Source organism: Plantactinospora sp. DSM 117369 (genome assembly GCF_053764795.1).
On record NZ_CM132446.1, the window covers coordinates 5,195,558 to 5,220,350 of the forward strand.

Annotated in this window: 24 protein-coding genes and 1 pseudogene; 7 read left to right on the forward strand and 18 right to left on the reverse strand. The window is 73.2% G+C overall.

The genetic code is table 11. The features are described from left to right. Positions 1-97: 97 nt before the first annotated feature. The 4 genes from ACSMXO_RS22645 to ACSMXO_RS22660 all read right to left on the reverse strand — a co-directional run bounded on the left by ACSMXO_RS22645 (position 98) and on the right by ACSMXO_RS22660 (position 3,453). Positions 98-1,273 (reverse strand): zinc-dependent alcohol dehydrogenase, encoded by a 1,176-nt coding sequence (locus ACSMXO_RS22645; RefSeq protein ID WP_346262332.1) that lies wholly within the window; start codon positions 1,271-1,273, stop codon positions 98-100. Further along, entirely contained in the window at positions 1,270-1,758 is a 489-nt protein-coding gene (locus ACSMXO_RS22650; protein ID WP_455413661.1) for a hypothetical protein, read from the reverse strand. Before ACSMXO_RS22650 ends, ACSMXO_RS22645 begins: the two co-directional genes overlap by 4 nt. A 184-nt stretch (positions 1,759-1,942) precedes the next feature. After that, the gene (locus tag ACSMXO_RS22655) at positions 1,943-2,527 is read right to left on the reverse strand and encodes a GNAT family N-acetyltransferase (protein ID WP_455413662.1); all 585 of its coding nucleotides are present in this window, start codon (positions 2,525-2,527) and stop codon (positions 1,943-1,945) included. A gap of 26 nt (positions 2,528-2,553) precedes the next feature. Further along, the gene (locus ACSMXO_RS22660) at positions 2,554-3,453 is read right to left on the reverse strand and encodes an aminoglycoside phosphotransferase family protein (protein ID WP_455413663.1); all 900 of its coding nucleotides are present in this window, start codon (positions 3,451-3,453) and stop codon (positions 2,554-2,556) included. Positions 3,454-3,581: 128 nt separating this feature from the next. Here ACSMXO_RS22660 and ACSMXO_RS22665 point away from each other — a divergent pair, with 128 nt between their 5' ends. Then, entirely contained in the window at positions 3,582-3,860 is a 279-nt protein-coding gene (locus ACSMXO_RS22665) for a hypothetical protein (RefSeq protein WP_455413664.1), read from the forward strand. 63 nt (positions 3,861-3,923) lie between these two features. Continuing rightward, positions 3,924-4,724 carry a hypothetical protein gene (locus ACSMXO_RS22670; protein WP_455413665.1) on the forward strand — a complete coding sequence of 267 codons (801 nt, stop codon included), beginning with the start codon at positions 3,924-3,926 and terminating at the stop codon, positions 4,722-4,724. A 369-nt stretch (positions 4,725-5,093) separates the two neighbouring features. Here the strand turns inward: ACSMXO_RS22670 and ACSMXO_RS22675 are convergent. Next, a pseudogene (locus ACSMXO_RS22675) lies at positions 5,094-5,198 on the reverse strand (DUF397 domain-containing protein); the annotation flags it as partial. Between the two features lie 253 nt (positions 5,199-5,451). Here ACSMXO_RS22675 and ACSMXO_RS22680 point away from each other — a divergent pair. Next, positions 5,452-6,555, forward strand: a complete 1,104-nt coding sequence (locus tag ACSMXO_RS22680) for a hypothetical protein (protein WP_346262326.1) — start codon at positions 5,452-5,454, stop codon at positions 6,553-6,555. A gap of 22 nt (positions 6,556-6,577) precedes the next feature. Here the strand turns inward: ACSMXO_RS22680 and ACSMXO_RS22685 are convergent, their stop codons facing one another. The 7 genes from ACSMXO_RS22685 to ACSMXO_RS22715 form a co-directional block, all read right to left on the reverse strand. Beyond that, positions 6,578-9,025: a DUF4132 domain-containing protein gene (locus ACSMXO_RS22685; RefSeq protein ID WP_455413666.1), complete on the reverse strand. Its 2,448-nt coding sequence runs from the start codon at positions 9,023-9,025 to the stop codon at positions 6,578-6,580. Continuing rightward, positions 9,025-9,198, reverse strand: a complete 174-nt coding sequence (locus ACSMXO_RS22690; protein ID WP_455413667.1) for a hypothetical protein — start codon at positions 9,196-9,198, stop codon at positions 9,025-9,027. The genes ACSMXO_RS22685 and ACSMXO_RS22690 overlap by 1 nt, the downstream gene beginning before the upstream one ends. A 116-nt stretch (positions 9,199-9,314) precedes the next feature. Beyond that, complete coding sequence (locus ACSMXO_RS22695) at positions 9,315-9,833, reverse strand: TrmH family RNA methyltransferase (protein ID WP_346262323.1); 519 nt, start codon at positions 9,831-9,833, stop codon at positions 9,315-9,317. A 488-nt stretch (positions 9,834-10,321) separates the two neighbouring features. Beyond that, a complete protein-coding gene (locus tag ACSMXO_RS22700; protein ID WP_455413668.1) occupies positions 10,322-10,648 on the reverse strand; it encodes a DUF6510 family protein in 327 nt (108 codons plus the stop codon). Positions 10,649-10,670: 22 nt separating this feature from the next. After that, on the reverse strand, positions 10,671-11,402 hold the full coding sequence (locus ACSMXO_RS22705) for a ferredoxin reductase (RefSeq protein WP_346262321.1): 732 nt from the start codon (positions 11,400-11,402) through the stop codon (positions 10,671-10,673). Beyond that, on the reverse strand, positions 11,402-11,992 hold the full coding sequence (locus tag ACSMXO_RS22710; protein WP_346262336.1) for a molybdopterin-dependent oxidoreductase: 591 nt from the start codon (positions 11,990-11,992) through the stop codon (positions 11,402-11,404). The genes ACSMXO_RS22705 and ACSMXO_RS22710 overlap by 1 nt, the downstream gene beginning before the upstream one ends. Positions 11,993-12,081: 89 nt before the next feature. Then, on the reverse strand, positions 12,082-13,929 hold the full coding sequence (locus ACSMXO_RS22715; protein ID WP_455413669.1) for a glycosyltransferase: 1,848 nt from the start codon (positions 13,927-13,929) through the stop codon (positions 12,082-12,084). 265 nt (positions 13,930-14,194) lie between these two features. Between ACSMXO_RS22715 and ACSMXO_RS22720 the strand changes: the two genes are divergently transcribed. Next, a complete protein-coding gene (locus ACSMXO_RS22720) occupies positions 14,195-15,367 on the forward strand; it encodes a CaiB/BaiF CoA transferase family protein (protein ID WP_455413670.1) in 1,173 nt (390 codons plus the stop codon). Between the two features lie 26 nt (positions 15,368-15,393). Here ACSMXO_RS22720 and ACSMXO_RS22725 read toward each other — a convergent pair whose 3' ends face one another. Continuing rightward, positions 15,394-16,299, reverse strand: a complete 906-nt coding sequence (locus tag ACSMXO_RS22725) for a sulfotransferase domain-containing protein (RefSeq protein WP_346262318.1) — start codon at positions 16,297-16,299, stop codon at positions 15,394-15,396. Between the two features lie 77 nt (positions 16,300-16,376). Between ACSMXO_RS22725 and ACSMXO_RS22730 the strand changes: the two genes are divergently transcribed. Beyond that, complete coding sequence (locus tag ACSMXO_RS22730) at positions 16,377-16,682, forward strand: DUF2795 domain-containing protein (RefSeq protein WP_346262317.1); 306 nt, start codon at positions 16,377-16,379, stop codon at positions 16,680-16,682. 16 nt (positions 16,683-16,698) lie between these two features. Continuing rightward, positions 16,699-17,349, forward strand: a complete 651-nt coding sequence (locus tag ACSMXO_RS22735) for a DUF1345 domain-containing protein (RefSeq protein WP_346262316.1) — start codon at positions 16,699-16,701, stop codon at positions 17,347-17,349. Positions 17,350-17,597: 248 nt separating this feature from the next. Here the strand turns inward: ACSMXO_RS22735 and ACSMXO_RS22740 are convergent, their stop codons facing one another. Both ACSMXO_RS22740 and ACSMXO_RS22745 read right to left on the reverse strand, forming a co-directional pair. After that, positions 17,598-18,263, reverse strand: coding sequence for an HhH-GDP family DNA glycosylase (locus tag ACSMXO_RS22740; protein ID WP_346262315.1), 666 nt, complete (start codon positions 18,261-18,263; stop codon positions 17,598-17,600). 159 nt (positions 18,264-18,422) lie between these two features. Continuing rightward, positions 18,423-19,406: a pirin family protein gene (locus ACSMXO_RS22745; protein WP_455413671.1), complete on the reverse strand. Its 984-nt coding sequence runs from the start codon at positions 19,404-19,406 to the stop codon at positions 18,423-18,425. A gap of 216 nt (positions 19,407-19,622) precedes the next feature. Between ACSMXO_RS22745 and ACSMXO_RS22750 the strand changes: the two genes are divergently transcribed. Further along, entirely contained in the window at positions 19,623-20,579 is a 957-nt protein-coding gene (locus tag ACSMXO_RS22750; RefSeq protein ID WP_455413672.1) for a zinc-binding dehydrogenase, read from the forward strand. A gap of 274 nt (positions 20,580-20,853) precedes the next feature. Here ACSMXO_RS22750 and ACSMXO_RS22755 read toward each other — a convergent pair whose 3' ends face one another. The 3 genes from ACSMXO_RS22755 to ACSMXO_RS22765 all read right to left on the reverse strand — a co-directional run bounded on the left by ACSMXO_RS22755 (position 20,854) and on the right by ACSMXO_RS22765 (position 24,772). Continuing rightward, positions 20,854-21,483, reverse strand: a complete 630-nt coding sequence (locus ACSMXO_RS22755) for a hypothetical protein (protein WP_455413673.1) — start codon at positions 21,481-21,483, stop codon at positions 20,854-20,856. A 69-nt stretch (positions 21,484-21,552) separates the two neighbouring features. After that, complete coding sequence (locus ACSMXO_RS22760) at positions 21,553-23,337, reverse strand: DUF4012 domain-containing protein (protein WP_455413674.1); 1,785 nt, start codon at positions 23,335-23,337, stop codon at positions 21,553-21,555. A gap of 187 nt (positions 23,338-23,524) precedes the next feature. Further along, positions 23,525-24,772 carry a glycosyltransferase family 4 protein gene (locus ACSMXO_RS22765; RefSeq protein ID WP_455413675.1) on the reverse strand — a complete coding sequence of 416 codons (1,248 nt, stop codon included), beginning with the start codon at positions 24,770-24,772 and terminating at the stop codon, positions 23,525-23,527. Positions 24,773-24,793 lie beyond the last annotated feature (21 nt).

The window sequence follows — 24,793 nt, forward strand, 5'->3', positions numbered from 1 at the left end:
GGCTCATCCCATCGACGAACGGACTGGCAGGGCGAGGGCGTGGCACCGGCGCGCCGAGGCCCGGCAGGCGGAGCTGCCGGCGGGGCGCCCCGGCAGCTCAGCCGGCGGGTACGAAGACGGCCCGCACACAACCGTCGAGCTTCTGCTTGAACATGTCGTAGCCGCGCGGCGCCTCGTCCAACGGCATGGTGTGCGTCGCGAGGTGTTCGGTGACCAGCTCGCCCCGGGCCATCCGCTCCAGCAGCATGGGGATGTACCGCTGCCCGTGCTGCTGGGCGCCGCGCAGGGTCAGCCCCTTGTTCATCAGCGCGCCGAGCGGGAACTTGTCCACCATGCCGGCGAAGACACCGAGCACGAACACGCTGCCACCCTTGCGGCAGTTGTAGATCGCCTCCCGGGCCGCCACCGGACGGTCGGTCTCGATCCGCAACTGTTGCTTCACCTGGTCGTACCAGAGCTGCGGGCCGCCGCTGTGCGACTCCATCCCGACCGCCTCGATGCAGACGTCGGGACCCCGGCCGCCGCTGCGTTCCAGCAGTTCACCGCCGACGTCCTGCCGCTCGTAGTTCAGCGTCTCCACCCCGAGGTGCCGCTGCGCCATCTCCAGCCGGTCGTCGAGCCGGTCGATCATGATCACCCGGTCGGCACCGAGCAGGACGGAGGCGCGGGCCGCCATCTGCCCGACCGCCCCGGCGCCCCAGATCGCCACCACGTCGCCCGGCCGCACGCCACCGAGGTCGGCCCCCATCCAGCCGGTCGGCGCGGAGTCGGAGGCGAAGACGGCCCGCTCGTCGCTCACCCCCTCCGGTACGGCGAAGGCGCCCTGGTCGGCGTAGGGCACCCGGATGTACTCGGCGTGGCTGCCGGCGAAGCCGCCCAGCGCGTGCGAGTACCCGTAGCAGCCGCCGGGCGCGAACCCCCAGACGCTCTCGGTGATCACCGGGTTGGTGTTCCCGTTGTCGCAGAGCGAGTACTGCTTCTGCTGGCAGTACCAGCACTTGCCGCAGGAGACGAACGAGCAGACCACCACCCGGTCCCCGACCCGGTGCTTGCGCACCTGCGGACCGACCTCGACGACCTCGCCGAGGAACTCGTGCCCGATCACGTCGCCGCGCTCCATGAACGGCACGTACCCGCCGAGCAGGTGCAGGTCCGACCCGCAGGTCACGGTCTGGCGCACCCGTACGATGGCGTCCTGGTCGTTGCGGATCTGCGGATCCGGCACCTGGCGTACGGCGAGTTCGTTGGCCCCTTCCCACACCAGCGCCTTCACAGCCGGCCCTCCCTGCGCCCGTGCCGGGTGGCCAGTTGGAGCGGCTTGTTCAGCATGGTCGACTCGGTGGTCGGCGGATGGTCGGGGTGCAGCACCTCGCTGGTCTCGATGAGCTGCTTCGCCTCCCGCAGCGCGGCCCGGATCGCCTGCTCGGGATCCCGGCCCATCGCTCGCCGGACCGCCTGGGCGGCGGGGAGCCGGGCGCCGTCCCTGAGCCGTACCGCGATCTCGGTGCCCCGGTTGCCGGCTGCCGGCCGGACCTGGATCTCGACCGCGTCGCCGAGGCCGGTCAACGGCTCCGGCAGTTGGCCGTCCACGGCGATCTTGTCTGCCGGGCGGTTCACGGTGGCGACGTGCCAGCGCGGTTTGCGGCGGCCGACGAGGCGCTGCGGCCACTGCCCGTCGCCGCGCGCCGATCCGCCGAGCAGCCGCCGGGCGACCAACCCACCGGCGACCATTGCCGCCCCTCCGACCAGCCACCTCATCTGTCGGCCCCCGTCGACGTCGAATGCTGACGCGGGGCGGTCGCGACCAACCAGCGAGCCCCACCGCGCAAACCCTCTCACAACGGACGCATGACCCAGGGGGAATCCTGATACTTCGCCCGACTCGACCACGCCCCGACGCGGGCCCCGGTACCCGCCCGTATGCGTCGAACGGGAGCGGGCGCTACCGGGTACCTTCCGGGCCTGCCGCCCGCTGCCGCTGCCAGTCCGCCCGGTCCAGCGCGTACTCGACGTCGCCGTGCTCGTCACCGGGGATCCGGTCCGGCCAGTCCGCGTGGAACACCCGGACCAGCCGCAGGCCGGACTTCTCCATCACCCGCCGCGACGCGGTGTTCACGACCATGGTCTCGGCCAGCACCCGCCGTACGCCCTGCTCGGTGAAGGCCTTGTCGATCAGCGCCCGGCTGCCCTCCGTGGCGTACCCCCTGCCCCAGGCGGAACGGCGGAGCCGGTAGCCCAACTCCGGCTCGTCCGCCGGATGTCCCTCACCCGGCCGAAGGTGGAACCACCCGAGGAACTCCCCGGACGCCCGCTCCTCGACGGCCCAGAACCCCAGCCCCGGCGACTCACGGTAGTAGCGCAGCCATCGCGGCAGCACCACCTGCTCGACGTACTCCCGGGGCGTCGGCCGACCACCGTTGATGAAGTACATGACCTCGGGGTCGGCGTCGAGCGCGACGAGATTGTCGACGTCTGCCCCGGTGAACTCCCGGAGCACCAGACGCGGGGTCGTGAGATAGGCGGCCATCGGTTCACTATGCCGCGACCGGGCAGCTAGCCCAAGGTGTCGAAATCGGCGATGACCTCGTCGATCGTGTGTCGAGCCTCGGCCGCGTACCCGGGTGCCCGGTCCTGGTAGTAGGGCAGCGCGATGAGCGCGATCGACAGTGCCCGGCCCCGGGCCCGCCGCCAGGTGGCATCGTCGGCGTCGGCCGCCGCCCGGAACGTGCCCCGGGCGCCGGCCGGCAGCAGGTTCCAGGCGACGATCAGGTCGCAGGCCGGGTCGCCGACACCCACGGTGGCGAAGTCGATGACCGCGCTGAGCCGCCCATCCACGGTAAGCAGGTTGCCGGGCATCAGGTCGGCGTGCACCCAGGTGGGCGGGCCCACCCACGGCGGCGCGTGCAGGGCGTCGTCCCAGGCGGCGGTGGCCGCGTCGGTGTCGACGGTCCCGCGCAACTGGGCGATGGCGTTCCGGGTGTGCACGTCCAGGTCCGCCAACGGCCCGCCCCGGTAGGCCGCCGGACCGTCCGGTAGCGCGACGGACCGCAGGGCGCCGACGAATCCGGCCAGGTCGGCGGCGAGGTCGCCCGCCGCGGTGAGCCGGCCGGGGACCGGGTTGGTGCCGGGAAGCCAGCGCAGCACCGACCAGTTCCACGGGTACCCCTCGGCGGGTTTCCCCACCGCCACCGGAGCCGGCACCGCGACCGGCAGGTACGGCGCCAGCCGCCGTAGCCAGCGGTGCTCCTCGGCCTCCTCGCCCGCCGCCCACGGCACCCGGCACAGCCGCACCACCAGTTCCGGGCCCAGCCGGAACAGCGCGTTGACGGTGCCGGAGGCGGCCACCGGACGCACCGGTTGGTCCGCCCACTCGGGGAACTGCCCGGCGACCAGCCGGGCGACCAGCTCCGCCGAGATGTCGATCTCATCCTCGTGCATCTTCGGGACGGGCAAGACAGCTCTCCTGATCAAGGGGCAGACTTGCGGCAGCATCGCCGATGGACGGGGGACGGGGCAACCGGGTTAGGCGTTACCGCCGTCACGCCGACGCTCCCGATCGCCCGCGCGGGACAGGAGGACTCTTGGCACCGACCTCGACGCCCCTGCGCAAGTGGGGGTCCCTCACCATCGGGCTGTTCGACGCCGCCGACCCGCGCCGGGGCCACGAGACGATCCTGGAGATCATCGCGCTCGGCGAGCGGCCGGGCTTCGACAGCGCCCGGGTCCGGCACCGCCGCCTCCAGTACGGAATCGCGCACGGCGACTACGTGCAGATCCTCACCGACATGGCGACCCGGCTCGGCCCGGCCCTCGGCTGGCGCCCGACGACGACGGCCGACCAGCCGGCGGAGCAGGCGTGACCGGCGACAGCGGGGAGGCCCGCCCCGGGCCTGGCGCCCGGCGCCCGCTCGCCCGTCGGCACCATGTTCGCGGCGCTCTACGGCGAGCTGACGCCGCACCCGTGGCGGGACCCGGCCAGCGGCCGTGACGCGTACGCGCTGTTCTACGAGCGGTCGCTCGCAATGGGGTGGCTGGACGACCTCGGCGGCGTCGTCCGGTTCACGGACCGGGGCGTCGAGGAGCGGAAGACCGGGGCGGCGGGCCTGTGGGGCATGAACGACGCCGGGCAGGAGCACCCGCTCGCCGCCCCCGGCGCGTCGCTGGTCGCCTGGTTCCAGGTGGGGGTCGAGCCGCTGCCCGCCGACCGGCCGCTGCCGGTGCAGCCGTTCCTGCGCTGTACCGGCGACGTGACGGCCCGGATCGGCACCCTGGACCTGCGGGCGGTGCAGGTGCTGCTGCCCGTGCAGGGCCTCGATCCCGGATCGTCGCCCCCGGAGTACGCCGGGATGCCGTCCCTGCGTACCGCCGGCTGGTTCGGCGGCGGTGATCCGAGGTCACGTACGCCGGTGCGGGTCACCCTGGACAGCGGCCAGGCGCCGACCATCACCTCGGCGGCACCGCTGATCCGGGAACGGATGGGTCGGCTGGACCAGGACGTGTTCGAGTGCGAGTCGTACTCCCTGGACGACGCTGACCCGCCGCCGATGTCGCCGCCGTTCGACGACGGTTTCCGGAACGGCCCGACCCGGCACCGGGTGACCTTCCACGGGACGCTCGCCGAGTGGTCGCTCGATGCGCTCGGCTGGCTGGGCGGCTTCCTCGCCGACCTGGCCGCCGGGCAAGGGGTCGGTACCCCGGTGCTGTTCACCGCCAGCCGGTCGTAGCCGGCCGCTCGCGACTGGCGTCCGGGCGGCCCCGACCGGCGTCCGTCGTGGGTCGGAGGTCCGCCTACACCCACTGGCGCATCCACCGGGAGATCGCCTGGCGGCGGCTCGGCGTGGCCGAGATGAGCGACCCGACGGCCGACCGGGGAGTAGGTGGTGCGCGGACTGTCGAGCTGGGTGCACAGACGGGGCACGCCAAAGCCGGGTTGCCGAGACGGCGCATGGCGATGGGGTTTTGGGTCGACCGGCCGACCGAAGGTCGGGGCCTGGACAGCCCGGGACAGTGGGCGCACAAGCGGGGCAGCTCGACAGTCCCGCCGGCAGATACCCCGACCCCACACTACCGATCAACCTTCCAGAGACGGGGCGCTAGCCGACCGCGCCGATCCGCTTGGCGAGGTCGACGAACGCCTGCCAGCCGGCCGACTCGAAGGCCAACGTGCCGCCGTCCCGGTCCTTGCTGTCCCGAACCAATCGGCTGGATCCGCCTCTCCCCATTGACCTGACACCGCCCCGGGCCGGGAGGGCGCCGATGCGGAAATGCCGGCGGCAACCGGTACGCATCGCCGCCCTGCAACCACGTTCCGGATACCGCTGCATATTCCGGCTACGCCCGCAGATGGGTTTTGGCGCTGCTGCGCCCCGACTGCCGGGGAACCGACAGCGGCCGGACGGCCGGAACCGCAGACTCCGGGGCACACATCGAACCACCCCGATTGGAGGCCCGATGCGACTCCGTCCCCGCATCCTCGCCACTGCCCTGGTCGCCGCGTTGGCGGCCACCGTCCTCGGCCCGCCCGGGCCGAGCCAGGCCGCTGCCGCCGACCGGTTCGGCTTCGCGTACGTCGACAATCCGAGCCTGCCGGCCGCCTGGACGGTGCTCGACCCGACCCGGCAGTGGGGTAGCTGGAAGACGGCCTTCCCCGGCCTGTTCGCCGAGGGGATGCGGCAGGCACCCGGCCGCTACCTCATCAAGTTTCCGCAGGTCGGCACCGGCTCACGCGGAAACGTGCACGTCACGCCCGTGAACCGGACCGGGCACTACTGCGAGATCGTCCGCTGGGGACAATCGGGGGCGGACGAGATTGTCGACGTGCAGTGCCACAAGCCGGGCGGGGACCGGGACGATACCCGGTTCACGGTGCTCTGGACGTACAGCTCCGGGCTGGTGCCGACGGTCGAGGGCAGTCACGCCTGGCTCCAGTGGGGACCGGCGGCCATCGTGCAGGCGTACAACTCGGCAGGTGGCGGGGTGAGCGTCGCGCCGGGCGGAGTCGGGGTCTACCAGGTCCGGCTCGGCGGGGTCGGGGTGGCGGGCACGCTCGCTGGCAACCTCCAGGTGACGGCGGTGCAGCCGAACGCCGGACCGCGCCGCTGCAAGGTCGCGCGCTTCGCCGCCAGCGGGCTCGACATCGTCGCGTACGTCACCTGCTTCGACCAGGGCGGCGCGCCGGTGAACAGCGAGTTCACCCTGTCGTACCACCGTGAGCGGGCCGTGTACGGCTCGTTCGGGCCGCCGAAGTACACCGGCTACTTCTTCTCGGCGGGCGCCGGCCAGACCAACTGGAACTATCCGGCCGGCGGGTTCGGGTTCAACTCGTCCGCCCCGCTCGCCCCGGCCGGGCGCTATCTGGTCACGTATCCGTTCCTGACCGAGAAGGAGACGCATGCCCAGGTCACCGCATACGGCTCCGGCTCCGACTACTGCCACCTGACCCAACCCTGGAAGCTGAGCGCCGCCCCGGCCGCCGAGGTCGACACGCTCTGCTTCGACAACACCGGCAGCCCGGTGCCGCACGAGTTCCTCTCCACCTTCACCTCTCGGGTGTAGGCCGTTTCGCACGATGCCCGGATCACCGCCGTGGGCGCAACTGCGCCACGATCGACCGGTCGGTGATCCGGGCGTCGTCGGCGAGCAGGAACGCCTTGCTCAGGATCAGCCCGAGCCGGTCCTCCTCGAACGGCAGGAAAAGGTCGCCGGTCGCCTTCCGCCGGGCCGGCACGATGCAGAGGTAGGAGTCGTCCGGCTCCATCAGGATGTTCGCGCTGCCCAGATGGATCTTGTATGTCCGCAGGTCGCCCCGGACGACGAGATAGCGGTCGGTCAGCTCACACCGGTCGGCGATCCTCGTCCGGGGCAGGATCCGGGCCAGCGCCTCGCGGCGGACCCGGGCGGTGCTGGTCAGTTCCCGGCTGTTCTCGGCCCGCCAGTAGTCGACGTACTGCGTCCGGCCGTCCGTCCAGTGCGGGTCGGCGGCGATCGAGGTGACCGCGACGAAGAGGTCCACGTCGCGCATCGCCTCGCTGAACAGCTCCACCGGCACCTCGGTCAGCGCGCTCGGCCGCCAGGCGCCCTCGCGCATCCGCTCGAACCACACCCGGCCGGTGCTGGCGCACTCCACCCCCTCCTCGCCGAGGTAGTCGTGGTGCAGCCCGACCCGCCACGCCCCGCCAGCCAGCACTCGCCACGCCTCCGCGCTGTCCCCGCCGTCCCACGGCCCGAGCATGCTGGTCGTCCAGCCCCGCCCCTTGAGCAGCGCGTAGAGCTGCCGGTAGTGCACGACGTGCGCGGCGAACCGCAGCGAGTGGTCACCGGTCTGCTCTTCGGCCGGGGTCAGCAGGTACACCTCGCGGAACGCCTGCCGGAGCGGCTGCCGCAACCGTCGCTCGGTGAGCAGGTCCCGCCAGGCCCGGACCTCGTCGACACCGGCCCGGACCGGATGCCACAACCGGATCGGCGCCTCGGGGTCGGGCGAGGGCAGCGGCCCGCCCGCGACGTCCCGGAACAGCTCGGCGCCCTCGTCCGGCTCCCCCGCCCGCCAGCCGTCGTCCGGCAGCCCGGCCCGCCACCGCCCGGACGCGTCCGGAAACTCCCAGATCAGTCGGCGGGCCACCTGCCAGCCGAGCCCGTTGCCCGCCAGCCCCTCCCGCCACTGCCGGTACGGCTGCGCCGAGGCCGCCGGAAAGCCCGCCTCCAGGGTCCGGGCCAGCGCCGCGAGCTGGTCCTTGGCCTGCTTGACCCGGGCGCGCAGCTCCTTGAGCCGGTCCGGATGGTCCCGCCGGACCGGCGCCGGCACGGTCGCCGAGAGCGTGCCGTCGGCGCGTCGCCAGCGCAGCAGCACGTCCTCCGAGGCGGTCAGCACGGCGTGGTGGTCGCCGACCGGGACGACACACCCGCCGTCGGCGTCGAAACCGAGGTCGGGCAGCCGGAGCACCGCGTCGGGCCGCTCCGCGAGGCCGCGCTCGATCCGCTTCAGCATCCGGTCGAGCTGCTTCGACACGCCCTTGTGCCGGACCACTCCCCGGGCGGCGACCAGCGCGGCCAGCGCCTCCGGGGTGGGGAAGTCACCGGCGGCCCGGGCCAGCTCGAAGAGCAGCGCCTGCGACGGAAGGGTGTTGGCGCTGGTCGGCGCGACCGCAACGCCGAGCAGCAGCGGGCGGAGCAGCTCCGGCAGCCACGGCTCGTCACGGAGCAGCGCGATCCGGGTGGCCCGGCCCAGCACCTCCACCTCGTCCCTGCCGAACGCCTTGTCCGCCGCGTACGGCAGCTCGCCGGCCTGGATCGCGGCGACCCGGGCGTGCGCGGCCTCGAGCGCCCGGCGCCCGAAGGCGGCGTAGTCCGGGATCGCGGCGAGCCGCTGCCAGGCGTCGGGAAGCTGCGGCGGGGTGACGTAGGACCGGTTGGGGCAGACCTCGGCGACCAGGAGTTGGGCGGTCACCCCGAGCTTCACCAGCAGGTCGAACTCGTCGCGGGCGAACGAGTGCAGCGACCAGGCGAAGAGTTTGGTCAGCACCGGCCGGGTGAGCCCGCCGGCCAGCCCGGCGAGCGCGGCGACCGCGTACGGCTCGGTGACCCGGCCGTATCTGAGCACGCCCCGGGCGATGACGCCGGCCGAGCGCCTCGCCGACTCCGGCCACGGGCCGTCGCAGCGGAGCAGGGCGCCGGTGGCCAGCGTCGGATTGGCGGTGTACGGCTCGGTCCCGGCCCGCTCGGCGTGCACCGCCAGCAGTGCCGCGCACGACTCCGGGGTGAACCTCGGCTGCCGCTCCCGGAGCGCCTGCTCCACCGCCCACCGCACCGCCCAGCCGGGATGCTGGGCGGCGTTCTCGGGACGCGACAGGCCGCGGGCGGCCACCAGCAGTACCCCGAATTCCCGGTCACCGACCCGGGACAGGTCCACCGGCTCCCGGGCGGCGGCCGGCTCGGCCTCCGGGGCCGGGCCGGTCATCCGGCGCAGCAGCGCGGCCGCGTACGGCGACAGCGGCACCGACATCACCATCGTCTGCTCCACGCTGGACATCAGGCACCGGCCAGCGGCGCGGGGCGCCGGAAGGTGAACTCCGCACCCGGATGGAGGACCCGCTCCCCACCGAGGCCCCCCGTGGTGGGGGTGCCGGCCGCCTGCCGGCACCGCATGCTCGTCTCGTCGACAATGTCCCGCACCATCATGGCGCCGCAGTCTAGGCCGGACATCCGACACCGCTCCCCCACCGGCCGCCGCCCGAAGGGATCGGATAGATCTTGACGACTTCCTGTCCTTCCGGCGACTGTTCAGGCGACAACAAGTGGTCAAGATCTCCGATCGGGGGTCAGATCAGGCCGGCGAGCTTGTAGAGGACCAGGGAGCCGGCGACCGCTACGTTCAGGCTGAGGCCGGTGCCGAGCATGGGGATCTCCACCGCCGCGTCGAGGCTGTCCAGCGCCTCCGGTGGGATGCCGGTCGACTCGTGTCCGAGGACGACGATGGTGCGGCGTCGGGCGGTCGGCAGGTCGGCGAGCCGGACCGCCTCGTCGGTCAGCTCGACGCCGAGCACCCGGGCGCCTGCCGCACGCTCCGCCGCCAGCCAGCGCACCGGATTGCCGACCCGGTGTACGCAGCTCGGCCGGCGCAGCGTGTTTCCGCGCGCCAGCGCCTCGTCGACCCACCGCCACGGCGGTACGGCCAGACAGGCGCCGACCGCGTCACAGGTACGCAGCAGCGTGCCGAGGTTGGCGTTGTGCATCGGCCACAGCGGTGCCGCGACGAGGTGGCCCCAGCAGCGGTGCGCCCGGCGACGGCGGGCGGCGGCCAGTTCACGGCGGGGACGGACCCGGATCGCCGGGCTCATCGGAGGACGGCGACTCCGCCGCAGGAAATGTCGATCATGAGAGGTGTGCTTCTCGGCGCACACGGGCCATCGTCGGGAAACCGTTGGGACCAGTGTAGCGGCCAGACAGACCCGCCACCGGTCACCGGTCGAGCACGAAGTACCCGAGCCCCAACAGTCCACCATAGACGGTGGCGTACTCCCGCAGCCGGGCGTCGAGTTCGTCGCGTACGCCGGGGGCGTCCGCTCCCAGAAGCCGTCACCGAAGAACAGCCGGCCACCCGGGCGGACCAGATCGGCGAGGGCCGCCAGCGCGGTCGCCGCCCCGCCGAAGGCGTGTGCCGAGCCGAGGCAGATCACCCGGTCGGCCGGTTGCCGCCAGGTGTCCGCCGTCTGGCGTACGAAACCGACCTGGGTGATGCCACGCTCGCCCGCCGCCCGGCTCGGACGTCGGCCACATCGCGGTCGAACCCAACGTCGGCCACCTCGCGGTCGGCGGCCCGCGACGGCTACATCGCGGTCGGGCCGGGCATCGTGGCCGGCTCGGCCGGCATCGGGATCTGCAGGTACGTCGTACCGCGCAGGTCCAGCCAGGCACTGGTCGGGGTACGCACCAGCCGGAGCATCACTTCCGCGCAGGCCGGACAGCGGGCGACCACCCCGGGCGCGTTCGAGTAGACCCGCAGCGCGGCCATCGGGCCGGTCTGGCCACAGGAGGCGCACCGGCCGGTCGCCGTGGTCAGGTCCACCGCGAACACGTCCCGCATCGGCCCGGCCAGCACGTTGCCGTCCAGGTAATCCATCCGCCCCGGATCTGGTCGGAGCTGCTCGGTCATCTCGCCTCCAGGGTCCTCGGGGTCAGCCGGTCGGACCGAACCGTTCGGTCTTGATCCGCCGGGGCTCGTGCCCGAGCGCGACCAGGATGTCGGAGACCGCCTCGACGAAGCCGGTCGGCCCGCAGACGAAGTTGACCGGTTCGAGCTGTGCCGGCCAGCCGTGGGTGTTGACGTCGGCGACGGCGACCCGGTGTGCCTGGGCGGAGAGCCCTTCCGGCACCTCCCGGGTGTAGACGTAGGCGACGTCGAGGCCCCGGTCGTCCCGGGCGCGCCGACGCAACTCGTCGGCGAAGTAGACGTCCCGCTCGGAGCGGACCGAGTAGATCAGCCGGAATGGTGTCCGGCTTTCGGCCTCCCGGCGGGCCCGGATCATCGCCATCAGCGGTGCGATGCCCGAGCCACCGCCGACCAGCAGTACCGGCGAGGGGTCGGTCACCCGCCAGACGAAGTAGCCGCCGACCGGGCCGCGGACCTCGATCTGGTCGCCGACCGAGAGGCCGTCGAGCAGGTACGGCGAGACCTCGCCGTCCGGCACCCGCTGGACGGTGACCTCGATCCGGTTGCCGTCGGCCGGCGCGGAGACCGAGTAGCTGCGGGCCGCCTGGTAGCCGTCCTCGGCGGTCAGCCGCAGGTCGACATGCTGCCCGGGCAGGTGCCCCGGCCAGTCCGGTACCTCCAGCACCAGCGTGCCGGAGGTGGCGGTCTCGGTCCGGCGGTCGACCAGCCGGGCGACCCACCAACCGGTCCGCTTCATCAGTCTCCCTGGTACCGCTGTTCGCGCCATGGGTCACCGTAATCGTGATAGCCGGCGGTCTCCCAGAAACCGGGCTCGTCGGTCAGGCCGAGGCGGATGCCGCGCACCCACTTCGCGGACTTCCAGAAATACAGGTGCGGCACCAGCAGCCGGGCCGGGCCACCGTGCTCGGCGGGCAGGTCGGCACCGTCGTACCGGTGCACCACCCAGGCCTGCCCGTCACGCAGGTCGTCCAGCGGCAGGTTGGTGGTGTAGCCGCCGTACGAGTGCACCAACGCGTAGTCGGCGGCGGTGTCGACGCCGTCGAGCAGGGTGTCCAGGGAGACGCCCTGCCAGTTGGTGCCGAGCTTCGACCAGTGCGTCACGCAGTGGATGTCCACCGTCGGCGTCTCGTTGGGCAGTGCCCACATCTCGTCCCAGCTCCACCGGAACTCGGTGCCGGTCTCGGTGGTGATCACGAACTCCCAGTCCGTCAACGGCACCCGGGGGGTGGGGCCGGCGGAGAGCACGGGGAAGTCCTCCGTCAGGTACTGCCCCGGTGGCAGGTTCGGCCCGGACTGCCGACGCCGGCCCTGGAAGCCTGGTGACACGATGCCCACCCGCTAGTCCTACCACCTCCCGGTGCACCGCAGGTCACAACCGGGGTTTCCGGCCGGGCACCGGCACGGCGGGGCAGCCGTCAGGACCGGTCCGGCCGGGCGGCCGCCGAGCCGGTCCGCTGGTCCGGTGCCGGCCGCCCCGGCGGCTCGTCGACCTCGCCCAGCACCTCGGCGGGCAGCCCGGGCCAGTACGCCGACGCGCTGTCGAGGAAGTAGCCCTCGCCCGGGTCCCAGGTGTGCCCGGTGGCCCGCCGGTGGTAGACGTAGCCGAGCGGGTGGGTCCGGTAGATCCCGCCGCCGTCCCGGCGTACCCGGTCCAGCAGTCCTAAGTCGACGGACCGGGGTACCGGCCGCCAGCCGCCGACCGCCTCCAGGTCGCCCCGGGCAATCAGGATCGTACCGCCGGCCACCACCTGGCAGTCGGACTCGGCGGTGCCGGACGGCCGGCGCAGCGTCACACCCCGGGTCTCCAGGTGCACGAACTCGGAGCCCTTGCCCACCAGCGTCGCCCCGGAGTAGTGCCGGGCCAGCACCAGGTCCCAGACGTGCTCGGCGGCGTAGCTGTCGTCGTCGTCGAACTTGCTGACCAGGCTGCCCCGGGCCCGCCGGGTCGCGGCACCGAGCGCGGCGCCGAAACTGGCGGCGGCCGGCACCCGGACGATCTCGTATGGCCGGCCGCAGCCGGCCAGCGCGGCCCGGACCGGTTCCGGCAGCTCGACGCCGTGCAGGCAGAGCACGATCTCCAGCTCCGGGTACGTCTGCGCGACCAGCATCCGGACCGCCTCCGGCAGCCGTTCGGGGCGCCGGGTCGCCAGGATCGCGCTCACCGACGGCACCGGCCCGAGCTGCGGGAACACCGCCGAGGCGAGCCGGGGCACGGCGAACGCGGCGGCGTGCCCGCGCAGCGCCGCCCGCCGCTGCACCACGCTGCGCACCTCCAGCGCCAGCGCCCCGGTCTGCGGCACCGGGGTGGTCAGCAGGACCCGCAACTCCGGCGCGATCAGCCCGGCGACCCGCTCCGGCAACGCCGGCACGGAGAGCACCGCGCCGGTCATCGCGATCTGGACCAGCAGCGCCGCCACCGCCACCGGTTCGGCGTCGGGGACCTCCGGGCAGTCGACCACGCCGGTCTGGCGCAGCGCGGCGAGCACCGGCGCGGTCACCCCGGGTCCGTCCAGCGGGTACGCCCCCGGGCCGGGCCGGCGGGCGGCCGGGGTGAAGTCGAGGCGTACCCGGGGAGCGTCCGGCTGGTAGCAGTCGGGCCGGCGGCCGCGCGGGTTGATCCGGAGCGCGTCGACCAGTACGGCCGGCGGGGTGTCCGGCGCCTCGATCCCGTGCCGGGTGGTCTGCCAGCCGACCGCGTACGGCGGTGTGCCCGACCCCACCCCGGTGCCGCCCGGCGCCCGCAGCAGTACGTCGTACGCCCGGATGTCGGGGCTGCCGACCAGCTCGCCGAGCAGCACCGTCCCGCCCGCCGGCAGGTACGCCGGCAGCGTCCCGTGGCTGGTCAGGCTCGGCTCGGCCGGTGCCGGCAACGGCCGCCCCGGTGCCAGCGCGTCCAACGCCGCCCGCAGCACCTCGCGCAGTTGCGCCGGCCGGGACAGCCGGACACTGACGACGGCGGTCCCCCGTCCCCGGCCGGGCAGCGCCACCCGGTGCCGGCGCAGGTGGTCCAGCGGCCCGATGCCGCTCGACCAGCCGCGCCGGGGCGCCCGCCAGTACGCCACCACGACGACCGCCCGGCGGGTCAGGTGCAGCGAGACGGGCTGGGCCAGCAGGTCCCGGAGCCGGTCGGTCGAACCGGCGACGACCCACACCCGGGGTAGGCCCGGGATCCGCAGCACACGCAGGCCGACCAGCCGACCGAGCCGTTCCGCCCGACCGGGCCGGGGCACACCCACCAACCGCCAGTAATCGGGCCACTCCACGCGGTGACGATACGTCCTGTCGTGCCCATTCGACGGCAACCGCCCGGGTCGACACGGCGACCATGCCGTGCCGACGGGGCCGGGCGGTGACCCGTTAGAGAGGGATTTCACCTCGGCCAGGCCGCAGCACGGCGACCAGGGCGGCCGATGACCACCACCGGAGCACGACGACCGAGCCGGGGGGCACAGCGACCGGGCCGGGGTATGGCGGCCGGCGGCGGCACCGCCTGGACCGGGACAGGGCGGGGTGTCCTATCGTGCACGGATGACCGCACCCCGACCGGCTGGGGCCGGCCCGCTCACCGGCGTCCGGATCGTCGAGCTGGCCGGCATCGGCCCCGGTCCCTTCGCCGCGATGGTCCTCGCCGACCTGGGCGCCGACGTGGTCCGGGTGGACCGGGTCGGCGAGGTCCGGCCGGAGCGGTTCGGCACCCCCCACCCCGACCTGCTCAACCGGGGCCGCCGGTCGCTCGCCGTCGACCTCAAGGCGCCGGCCGGCCGGCAGGTGGTACTCGACCTGGTCAGCGCCGCCGACGTGCTGATCGAGGGCTTCCGGCCGGGCGTCACCGAGCGGCTCGGGCTGGGCCCGGACGACTGCCTGGCGGTAAATCCCCGACTGGTCTACGGCCGGATGACCGGTTGGGGCCAGGACGGCCCGAACGCCCGGTACGCCGGGCACGACATTGATTACCTTGCGCTGACCGGCGTACTGCACGGGATCGGCCGGGCCGGCGAGCGGCCGGTGCCGCCGATGAACCTGGTCGGCGACTTCGGCGGCGGCGGAATGCTGCTGGCCCTCGGCGTGGTCTGCGCGCTCTTCGACATCCGGGGCGGCGGCACCGGGCAGGTGGTGGATGCGGCCATGGTGGACGGAGTGTCGCTGCTGGCCACGATGATCCACTCAATGCGCGGGATGGGCCAGTGGGGCGACGACCGTGGAGTGAACATCTTCGACGGTGGCGCCCCGTTCTACGACACCTACGAGTGTGCCGACGGCAGGCACCTGGCGGTGGGCGCCGTGGAGCCGCAGTTCTACGCCGAACTGGTCCGGCTGACCGGCTTCCCGCTGCCGCCGGACGAGGCGCTGGACCGCACCGATCCGGCGAACTGGCCGGCGCTGCACGACGCCTGGGCCCGACTGTTCCGCACCCGTACCCGGGACGAGTGGGCCGCCCTGCTGGAGCACACCGACGCTTGCGTGGTACCGGTGCTCGACTGGCGGGAGGCGCCCCGGCACCCGCACCTGGCCGCCCGGGACGTCTTCGTCGTACACGCCGGAGCCGAGCAGCCGGCTCCGGCGCCCCGGTTCAGCCGTACGCCGGGGGCGATCCGCCGGCCGCCGCCGCAGCCCGGCGAGCACACCGACGAACTGCTGGCCGAGCTCGGCCTCGACGCCGACCGGATCAGCCGACTCCGGGCCGACGGCACCGTCGCCTGAGCCCCCGGCCGGCGGTCCGGGAGGAGCTACCGACGGTCGCCGTCCTCCCGGTGCAGCCAGTCGAGCAGGTCCGCCGGGCCCAGCGTGGCCAGCCGGCGGCGGTAGTGCGCCAACTCGTCGGGACGCAGCATTTCCCGTCCCGCCCCATTGCCGCCCCGCCGGAAGAACGCCGCCTGGCTCTTCAGCACCCCGGACCGGTCCGGTACCAGCTCCGGCGCCCGGTCCCGCATCCGGGTGAAGGTGGCCGCCTCGACCAGCGCCGGCCAGCGCCGCTCCGGCACCTCGATGCCGAGCCGCCGCGCGATCCGGCGCATCTGCCCGCCGAGGTCCGCGGAGAGGTCGGCGTAGTGCACCAGCAGCACGTTGGGCAGGTGCCGCCGGGCCCAGGCGTCACCGAGGTGCCACAGTACTCCCGGCAGGGAGTCGAGTTCGTCGGCCGGTGCGACGTCCCGGTCGATCCAGGACAGCAGCCACTCCCGCACCGGTGGGCGTACCCGGGGTGGGCCGGTCGGCGCGGGCTGGCCGGTGAGCTGTGCGACCCGCTCCCGGTCCAGGTTGCCGCTCTGGTGGTAGAGCGACACCGCCATGTCCAGCGGATCCCGGGCGACCACGACGTAGGTGGCGCGCTCGTCGAGGGGAATCCCGTCCAGCGGGGTGTGTGTCTTGACGAACCGGCGGTGCGGCTGGGCCTGGAGCGCGGCGACGACGTCGTCCCGGGGCTCGCCGAGCCAGTCGAGCCAGGGTGACAGCTCGGCCAGCGGGGCCGGCAGCTCCGCCCGCTGGAAGACCAGCAGCGCGCAGATCATCTGCATCCAGGTGGTGCCGCTCTTGGAACGGGTGCTGATCACGATGTCACCCGGTCGGAACGGGAAGCCGGTCCACCGGGCGCTGTCCTCGTCGCCGGACCGGTACCGGACGAAAGCTTCGGGCATTCGGCCGAGAATACCGGCCGGTGATCCATCCGCCCGGGCAGGCGTGAGGGTGCGTACAACGGGTATCCGGCCGGCCGGTGAACCAGACAACGGGCGAGGAGCGGGATCCCATGGTGACCAACGCGGACGTACTGCGGTACCTGGAGTCGATGGACTTTCCGGCGCCCAAGGAGGACATCGTCCGGGAGGCCGAGCGCGCGGGGGCGCCCCGCGAGGTACTTCAGGCGCTGCGCGGGATGCCCCCGGTGGACTACCAGAACACCGAGGAGGTGGCCCGGTCCGCCAAGACCGATTTGGCCCCGGACGCCAGCCCGGCGGAGATGGCCGCCAAGACCCGCGACCGTACCCACCAGCGGGTCGCCCGGCACCAGCGCCAGATCTGACTCCCCCGTTCCGCGGATGCGGCGCAGACCCTGGTCCGACCCGCCGAAGGCCTCGATCCAGATGGCCGTCATCACGCTGGTCGGGGTCTGCGTCGGCATACCGGCCACTCTCCTGCTGTCGCCGCTGCTCGGGCCGCTGATCGGCTGGGACGCGGCGGCGGCAGCCTATGTGGTGTGGGCGTGGCGGGTGCTGTGGTTCCGGGACTCGCAGCAGACCGCCGAGCTGGCCGTCCGGGAGGACCCGAGCCGCCCGGTACGCGACGCGGTGCTGGTCGGGGCGGGGCTGGCCAGCCTGTTGGCGATCGGCATCCTGCTCGCCACCGACCACGAGGTCCGCGGCATCGACCGGGAACTGCACATCGGACTCGGCATCGTCAGCGTGCTGCTCTCCTGGACGGTCGTGCACTTCGTCTTCACCGCCCGCTACGCCCGGCTCTACTACACCGGCGACGACGGCGGGGTGGACTTCCACGAGGAGGACCCGCCAAAGTACACGGACTTCGCGTACCTCTCGTTCACCATCGGGATGACCTTCCAGGTCGCCGACACCGACCTGACCACGAAGACCATGCGGGTCACGGTGCTCGGGCACGCCCTGCTGTCGTACCTGTTCGGCGCGGTCATCATCGCCGCGACCATCAACCTGCTCGCCGGGCTCGCCAAATGACGGTCCGTCCCGAAGGGAGGGAAGGCACCGGACGGGGCGCCCGTCACATCCGCGCTCACACGCGTGTCCCGGGCGCCACGTCCGCCAGTGCCCCGGTGAGGTCACACGTCCGAACCGGACCCGCTCACCGGATCGCGGCGGCCGGCCCGAACCGGGCTGGCTGACGCCGCGCACCCATCTTACGATCCGGGATGGACCGTTCGGCCAGAATCCGGGAAACTGTGTGTGAAAGCACGCTGTTTCGCTGCTCAACGGGCGATTTCGTGGTATCTGTCCTCGAGATCAATCCTGGCCAGAGTACCCACCAACCAGGCCAGTTTCTCCGATTCCCCGCCGCCGGCCAGCGTGGCCAGGTCGGCCGCCGAACGCCCGAGTCCGAGCCGGCGCGCGGCGGCGAGGGCCCGGCGGTCGGCGACCGGCGCCGTTTCCGCCCACAGCGCCTGGACCTCGCGCAGGAACAGCTCCACCACCTCGGCGTCCACACCCGGCAACTCGGCGAGCAACGCCCGCTCCCGGGCCGGCGCGTGCTTCGCCGCGGCTCGCAGCCGGCGCAGGTCGCCGTGGTATCGCGCGACCAGCGCCTCGGCCAGCTCGCCCAGGGTGCCGGCCAACCGGTCGGCGTCGGCACCCCGACCGTGCTCGCGCAGCACCGCCGCCCGCGCCTCGGTGCGGGACCGCGCCATCCGGGCCGGGCTCTCCCAGCCCGCGTCCCGCAGTGCCCGGGCCGGATCGACCGCGCGCCGGACCTCGCCGGTGCGGCGCAGCAGGATCGCCAGGCAGAGCACCTGGAACAGGCTCGCCGGGTTGTTGGTGACCTGGAAGCCGTACTCCTCGGCGAAGCCCCGGCTGCGTGCCACCAGCCGGCGGACGAGCCGCTTACGGTCCTCGACGCTCGTCGTCGCAGTCGTCGCCATGCCGGCGACTACCCACGACGGGTCGGGCCAAAGCTGGCCGGGGCGCCGTTTTCCCGCCACCGCTGCGGCGGCCCGGCATCCTCGTCAGCCGACGGTCCGGCCGTACCAGTCAGCCGACGGTCCCGCCGTGCCAGTCAGCCGACGGTCCGGCCGTGCCAGTCAGCCGACGGTCCGGCCGTGGCGGTCGCGGCTCTTCAGCCGGGTTGTCGGCATCGGCGGAGCCGGCAGCGGATCCGAGTCGTCGCCCTGCACCCGGCCGAACCGGAGGCTGCCGGCCGCCCAGTCCGCGCGGGCCTCGGCGATCTCCTCGTGCGAGCGCCCGACGAAGTTCCACCACATCACCAGCGCGGAGTCGAACGGCTCGCCGCCGAGCAGCATCAGCCGGGTCGGGCCGGTCGCCCGTACCACCAGCTCGGGACGGCCGGCTCCGAGGTAGAGCAGCGAACCGGGGGTGAGCGTGACCCCGCCGATCTCGGCGGCCCCGGACATCACCAGCAGGCCGTGCTCGAAGCCGGCGGTCAGCGGCAACCGGGCCGGGCCACCGTCGGGCAGCCAGAGCTGCGCCCCGAGCAGCGGCGAGTGCACCACCGCCGGCGACCGGACCCCGGCCAGCTCCCCGACGAGTACGGTCACCGAGTAGTCCGGCTCGGTCAGCACCGGAAGCTCGGCGTGGTGGGCGAAGCCGGGCGGGCCGGACCGGGCCCCGTCGGGCAGCGCCACCCAGAGTTGCAGGCCGTGCAGGGTCGGCGGGTGCTCCGGTGGCGAGTACTCCGAGTGCGCGATGCCGTGGCCCGAGGTCATCACGTTGAGCTGACCGGGCCGGATGAGCTGGTCGTTGCCGAGGCTGTCCAGATGCCGTATCTCGCCGTGCACCAGCCAGGTCACCGTCTGCAGCCCGGTGTGCGGATGCGGCCCGATCCCCATGCCCGGCCGGTTGGCCACGTCGTCCGGACCGAAGTGGTCGACGAAGCACCAGGCACCGATGGTGCGGAGCTGGCGCTGCGGCAACAGCCGGCGCACGGTGGTGTACCGGCCCAGCGGCACGTCGTGACCGGGCAGCAGCACATTGGTCGGCCCGGTGTCCGCGCCCGTCCCGGTGCCCGGCGGCAGGGTCTCCCCCGGCATCGGCTCGGTGATGCTCACCCGTCGAGCCTACGCGGCGACCAGGGCGCCAGACCCGACTACCCGGCCGGCCGACACTGCCCGGATACCAGCCGACCGGCGCTGCTCTGATACCAGACTGGCTGGACCCGGATCGGCCGGATCCCGGCCAGCGGTGCGGTACGCCGGTTGACCTCGACCGTGGTCGAGGTTGTTGACTGGCCCGGTGGAGGTGCCGGCAGGCCGGGAGGGGCTGGGATGCGGGCGGTGTGGTTGCGGGAGTTCGGCGGTCCCGAGCGGCTGACGGTGGCGGAGACGCCCGACCCGGTCGCCGGGCCGGGGCAGGTGGTGGTCGACGTCGAGTTCGTCAACATCACCTTCGTGGAGACACAGCTCCGGGCCGGCACCGGCCCGTTCCCGGTGCGGTTGCCGACGGTTCCGGGCAACGGCGTCGGCGGTGTGGTCGCCGAGCTGGGTCAGGGGGTCGCACCGGCGCTGCGCGGCCAGCGGGTGGTGACCAGTACCGGCGGGTCGGGCGCATACGCCGAACGCGTGGCGGTGGACGCCGACGGGCTGGTCGAGGTACCCGACGGGCTGCCGCTGGACAGCGCGGTGGCGCTGCTGGCGGACGGGCGTACCGCACTGCTGTTGCTGGAGACCGCGCAGGTACGCCCCGAGGAGCGGGTCCTGGTCGAGGCCGCGGCCGGCGGCGTCGGCAGCCTGCTGGTGCAACTGGCCCGCGCGGCGGGTGCCACCGTGGTCGCCGTGGCCGGCGGTGACCGGAAGGTGGCGCTGGCCCGGGACCTCGGCGCCCACCTCGCGGTCGACTACTCGGTGCCCGGCTGGCCGGACCGGGTCCGGGCCGGGGCCGGCGGGCTCGACGTCGTCTTCGACGGGGTGGGTGGCGCGGTGGGCCGGTCGGCGTTCGACCTGCTCGACCGGGGCGGTCGGCTGGTCAGTTTCGGGTTGGCCAGCGGTAGCTGGACACAGGTCCCGGACGAGGTCGCGAAGGAACGGGGGGCGACCGTCGTCCGGTCGCTGACCCGATCACCGGAGCAGTTGCGGGAGCTGACCCGCCGCGCGCTGGCCGAGGCGGCGGCGGGCCGGCTGCGCCCGGTGATCGGGCAGCGGTTTCCACTGGACCTGGCGGCCGACGCGCACGAGGCCATCCAGTCCCGCCGCACGCTGGGCAAGACGCTGCTGGAGGTCGGCTGACTGTGAGCATGGCGGGATCGGTTCATCAGTGGTGAGCTGATTGTCGGCAGTAGTGGGTGTGACCCTTCGTCCGACTGGCTTTGTGCCTCTGGCGGGACCTGTCCGCCCACTGCTGCCGGCTCGACTCCTGACCGCGCGGCCACCGGGGCGGCGGCGAGCACTGCCGCCGCTCCGGGAGGTCCGGCCGAGAAACGAAGGCGCCTGCCGGACGAGGTGTCTCGTCCGGCAGGCACTCCTGCGAGGTACGGGTCGGCTCTCGCCGCCCGCCCGACGGTCAGCCGACCGAGGTCAGCTCTCGCGAACGGCCCCGGCGGCGGCTCGCGGTCCGCCACGCGACCGCCACCAGCACCAGCAGCACACCGGCGATCAGCAGCATGGTGCCGAGCGCGATCTGCGGCCCGGTCTCGCTACCGGTGACCGGCAGCGGTGGCTGCGCCTGCACGACGGTGACCGTGGTGCTCGCCACCCGGCCGGTGGTGAGCCCGGTGCCGGTGATGGCGACGGTGCCGGTCCGGCTGAACCGGACCCGGACCGAGAATTCCCCGGTCACGTTCGCCCGGACGGTCAGCGTGGTCGGGTTCCGGTGCACCGTTTGCGCCTGCTGCGCAACCGGCAGCATCGCGCCGACCCCGCCGGTGTCCTGCACCGCCGTCCCGGCACCGAGCCCCAGCGGCGTACGCGTGAAGACGAGCCGGACGAGTTCGTTACCGCCGTACCCGGAGCCGAAAACCGTGAAGGTCTGGTTCACCTCCACCGTCGGGTCACTGACGGTCAGCGCCGGCGCCTGTGGTGGGTACGGTGGTTGTGGTAGTGGCTGGGCCTGTGCGGGCGACCCCGCGATGGCGAACGCGCCCACCGTGGCGAGCGTCGCCACCGCCGAGCCGATGATGCGGGATAGCCGCATGATGGATCCTCTCTCTACTGATCGCATGACGTTCACAACGGATCGCATGACTTGTTCTGACGTGCCGGCCTACTGGCCACACGCGGGTGCGGAACTGACACGGGTGGTCCATGGGGTCGGGCCCGGGGTGAGCCACAACTCGACCGCGCCACTGGATTTCGGCGGGGTCAGCAGGCCCACTTCCAGTACGCGGGTACGTCCGGGTCCGATGTCGACGGCCAGTACCCCGACCTTCCGGCCCCGCTCGATGCCGCCGCCCATCGGCTTCGACTTGCCGTCCAGCCGGGCGCTCAGCGGCGAGCCGCGTACCGGGCTGAAGACCGAGACCAGAACGCGGGCGGTGTACGGGTCGCCGGACATCGCGAGGCCGCGCACCGACTCGCTGAGCCCGGAGGAGGGTGCGGACGAGCGCAGGGTGAGCCGGAGGTGGAGTTCCCGGCTACCGTCCGCGCGGCAGTCGCCGACGGTCAGCTCGGCCGAGCGGTGCAGGTAGTAGCCGAGCTTCGCGCCGCTGCCGTCGTTGAGGAAGACACCGACGTCGTGCACCGACTCCCGCTCCGGCAGCACTCCGGCGAGCCGGGTGTCGACGAGTTCCCGCTGCTCGCTCGCGTGCGCGCTCCAGAACAGGATCCGGCGCTCGGCGACGGCCGCGTTGACCGCCTGCACCACCGCGCGGGGGTTCACCGACCGCTTCAGCAGGGCGTCGAAGACCGCCCGGGCCGAGACGGCGAAGTACTTGTCCTGCTTGGCCGGCTCGTCGATCCGGCGGTACGCGTCCGACAGCAGGGTACGCACCGCGGTGGACGCGGTGAGGGTCGGATGCCCCGGCACCGGCACCGGTCCGATCGCCTTGAGCAGGTAGGAGAGCGCGACCGGGTCGGTGGCGAGTACGCCGTCGATGGCGCCGCCACCGGCCCGCTGGTACATCCGGCGGATCAGGGTGGCCGCGGTCGGGAAGTGCGGGGTGAGGTTCACGTCCGCCGGATAGATCCCGGGCAGGTCGGTATAGAGCGCGCGCAGCTCCCGGCTCAGTGACAGCGGCGGCTGGCCGTGATTGCTCAGGTCGGTGACCGGGCCCTGCTTGACCAGTTTCACCTCGCCCTTGCTGGCCCGGATGACGGCGTAGGCGCCGAAGATCCCGCCGGTCGCCCGGGGCTCGGCGAGGTTCTGGAAGACCGCCAGGTAGGTCCGGGTTCCGTTGCCGCCGAGCAGGGCGGGGAGCAGGGCACCGCTGCGCCGGACGGCGGAGATCGCCTCGACCAGTCGGTCCAGCTCGGCACGCAACTGTGACACCGCGTCCCGGACCGTGGGCACGAGCCCGGAGGTCGGCACCGCGAGGATCCGGTCCCGGACCTCGCGTACCGCGCTGTCCGCCTCGGCGACCGCGGGTACCGCGCCGCGCATGGCGGCCAGGTCGAGCCGTCCGGAACTGGGCAGCAACGTCTGAGGGTTCAGTTCGACCAGGGCCGGGAAGGCCCGCCGGGCGAGTTCGTCGACGCCGACCGCCAGCTCCCGGACCGCCGACATGCTGCGGCCGGCGTACGGGGCGGAGCCGGCGGCACGCCAGCCGATGTCACCGGTACGCGAGCGGGCGGCGGCGGTCTGCTGTTGCAGCGCCTCCAGGGTCCGGCGCGCCTGCCCGGTCTGGCCGTCCAGCACCTGCTGGCTCAACTCCCGGGCCAGGCTGGCGGCGTTCTCCAGGTGTCCACCGGCCTGCCAGCCGCGCAGTCCGAGCCAGCCGCCGCCGACGGCCAGCAGGCAGCCGATGACGAGTGCGGTGAGCAGGATCCGGCGGAGCTTCCGCCGGACCACTCGACGGCCCGCCGTCCGCCGTCCCGGGGACACGTCCCCCACCGCCACCACCGCTTTCGACTAAGTCGGATGAACTGGACACAACGCCTTTAGTGCCTATATCTCTATAGCACGGCTCACAGTTCACTGTTGGTATTTCAACCGCCCTTACAATGCTTTTGTGGGGCTATAGTGAGGAAAGTTCACAAACCGGCCAGGGCGATGCTGCGGTGACGGGCGAAGAGCCAGGTCAGCGCCGCCGGCGGCTGGCCACCGCTTCGGCCAGCAGCTGCTCCATCTGATCGACGCCGGTGCGCAGCGACATCCGGGACAGATAACTGTCCCGGGCCCGCTGCGCCATCTCCGCGCGAGCGGTACTCGGAATCACCGCAGCCAGGGCGAACCGGTCCGCCAGCGCCTGCCAGTCCTCGGGCGGACAGGAGAGTCCCGCCCGGGCCCGCTCCACCAGGTCGGCGGTGTCCCCGCCGGCGGAGGCGACCACCGGCGCCCCGGCGGAGAGCGCCGCCTGCAACTTCGCCGGCACCGCCCCGCGCAGCGCCGGAAGATCGCGCAACAGCACGAGTTGGTATTCGGCGGCCGCGTACAGGTCGGCCACCTCGGCCGGTGGACGCCAGCCGAGGAACCGGACGTTGGTCGCGCCGAGTTCCTCGGCGAGCTGCCGGGACTGCCGCTCCTCCGGCCCGGAGCCGACCAGGACGAGATCGAGGTCGACCTTGCCGTTGATCGCGGCGGCGGCCCGGACCGCCGTGTCGACGCGCTGGAACGGCCCCATCGTGCCGGCGTGCATCACGGTGGTGTGCCCGCGGTGCCCGATCGCCCGCCGGGCCGCCGGAGTGGTGCCCATGGGCCGGAACAGCCGCTCGTCAGTCCAGTTGAGCACCACCCGCACCCGGTCCGGATCGGCGCCCCGCTCGATCACCACGTCCCGCATCGACGGCGAGATCACCGCGATCCCGGCCGCCGACCGGTAGATCGCGCGCATCGTCCGGCCGAGCAGCCCGTGGGTGAACCCGCCGGAAGCGTCCCGCCCCGACTCGCCAGGCGGCGCGGTCACCCCCTCCGGCCAGATGTCCTGGATGTGCACCACCGCCGGCACCCGGCGCAGCATCCGGAGCAGGGCCGCCGCCGCGTACGCGCCGGCCGGCGGGAAGTGGACGTAGAGCGCGTCCACCCCGGCCAGGAAGCCCGGCGCGGCCAGCGCGCTGCTCATCGCGTACGTGAGCTGCCGCGCCGCCCGCCGGGCCGCCGTACCGTCGTGGCTGGCGTACGCCGGCACCCGGCGGATGGTGACCCCGCCGTCGTCGGTCTGGTGCCGCCACCGCTGCCGGTACCCGGGATAGACCTGGCCGGTCGGATGGTTCGGAAACCCGGTGAGCACCCGCACCTCGTGACCGCGTGCGGCCAGCTCTTCGGCCAGGCAGCCCGGTATGAAGGCGGGCTCGGGCGGAAACCAGTACGAGATAACGCCGATCTTCATTTTTCATCCCCCGATCACCCC

Excerpts from the sequence above, each read along its gene's own strand:
- ACSMXO_RS22650 (WP_455413661.1), bottom strand. The coding sequence starts at position 1,758 with ATGAGGTGGCTGGTCGGAGGGGCGGCAATGGTCGCCGGTGGGTTGGTC.
- ACSMXO_RS22655 (WP_455413662.1), bottom strand. The coding sequence starts at position 2,527 with ATGGCCGCCTATCTCACGACCCCGCGTCTGGTGCTCCGGGAGTTCACC.
- ACSMXO_RS22670 (WP_455413665.1), top strand. The coding sequence starts at position 3,924 with ATGTTCGCGGCGCTCTACGGCGAGCTGACGCCGCACCCGTGGCGGGAC.
- ACSMXO_RS22680 (WP_346262326.1), top strand. The coding sequence starts at position 5,452 with ATGCGACTCCGTCCCCGCATCCTCGCCACTGCCCTGGTCGCCGCGTTG.
- ACSMXO_RS22685 (WP_455413666.1), bottom strand. The coding sequence starts at position 9,025 with ATGTCCAGCGTGGAGCAGACGATGGTGATGTCGGTGCCGCTGTCGCCG.
- ACSMXO_RS22690 (WP_455413667.1), bottom strand. The coding sequence starts at position 9,198 with ATGTCCGGCCTAGACTGCGGCGCCATGATGGTGCGGGACATTGTCGAC.
- ACSMXO_RS22695 (WP_346262323.1), bottom strand. The coding sequence starts at position 9,833 with ATGAGCCCGGCGATCCGGGTCCGTCCCCGCCGTGAACTGGCCGCCGCC.
- ACSMXO_RS22700 (WP_455413668.1), bottom strand. The coding sequence starts at position 10,648 with ATGACCGAGCAGCTCCGACCAGATCCGGGGCGGATGGATTACCTGGAC.
- ACSMXO_RS22705 (WP_346262321.1), bottom strand. The coding sequence starts at position 11,402 with ATGAAGCGGACCGGTTGGTGGGTCGCCCGGCTGGTCGACCGCCGGACC.
- ACSMXO_RS22720 (WP_455413670.1), top strand. The coding sequence starts at position 14,195 with ATGACCGCACCCCGACCGGCTGGGGCCGGCCCGCTCACCGGCGTCCGG.
- ACSMXO_RS22725 (WP_346262318.1), bottom strand. The coding sequence starts at position 16,299 with ATGCCCGAAGCTTTCGTCCGGTACCGGTCCGGCGACGAGGACAGCGCC.
- ACSMXO_RS22735 (WP_346262316.1), top strand. The coding sequence starts at position 16,699 with ATGCGGCGCAGACCCTGGTCCGACCCGCCGAAGGCCTCGATCCAGATG.
- ACSMXO_RS22740 (WP_346262315.1), bottom strand. The coding sequence starts at position 18,263 with ATGGCGACGACTGCGACGACGAGCGTCGAGGACCGTAAGCGGCTCGTC.
- ACSMXO_RS22750 (WP_455413672.1), top strand. The coding sequence starts at position 19,623 with ATGCGGGCGGTGTGGTTGCGGGAGTTCGGCGGTCCCGAGCGGCTGACG.
- ACSMXO_RS22755 (WP_455413673.1), bottom strand. The coding sequence starts at position 21,483 with ATGCGGCTATCCCGCATCATCGGCTCGGCGGTGGCGACGCTCGCCACG.
- ACSMXO_RS22765 (WP_455413675.1), bottom strand. The coding sequence starts at position 24,772 with ATGAAGATCGGCGTTATCTCGTACTGGTTTCCGCCCGAGCCCGCCTTC.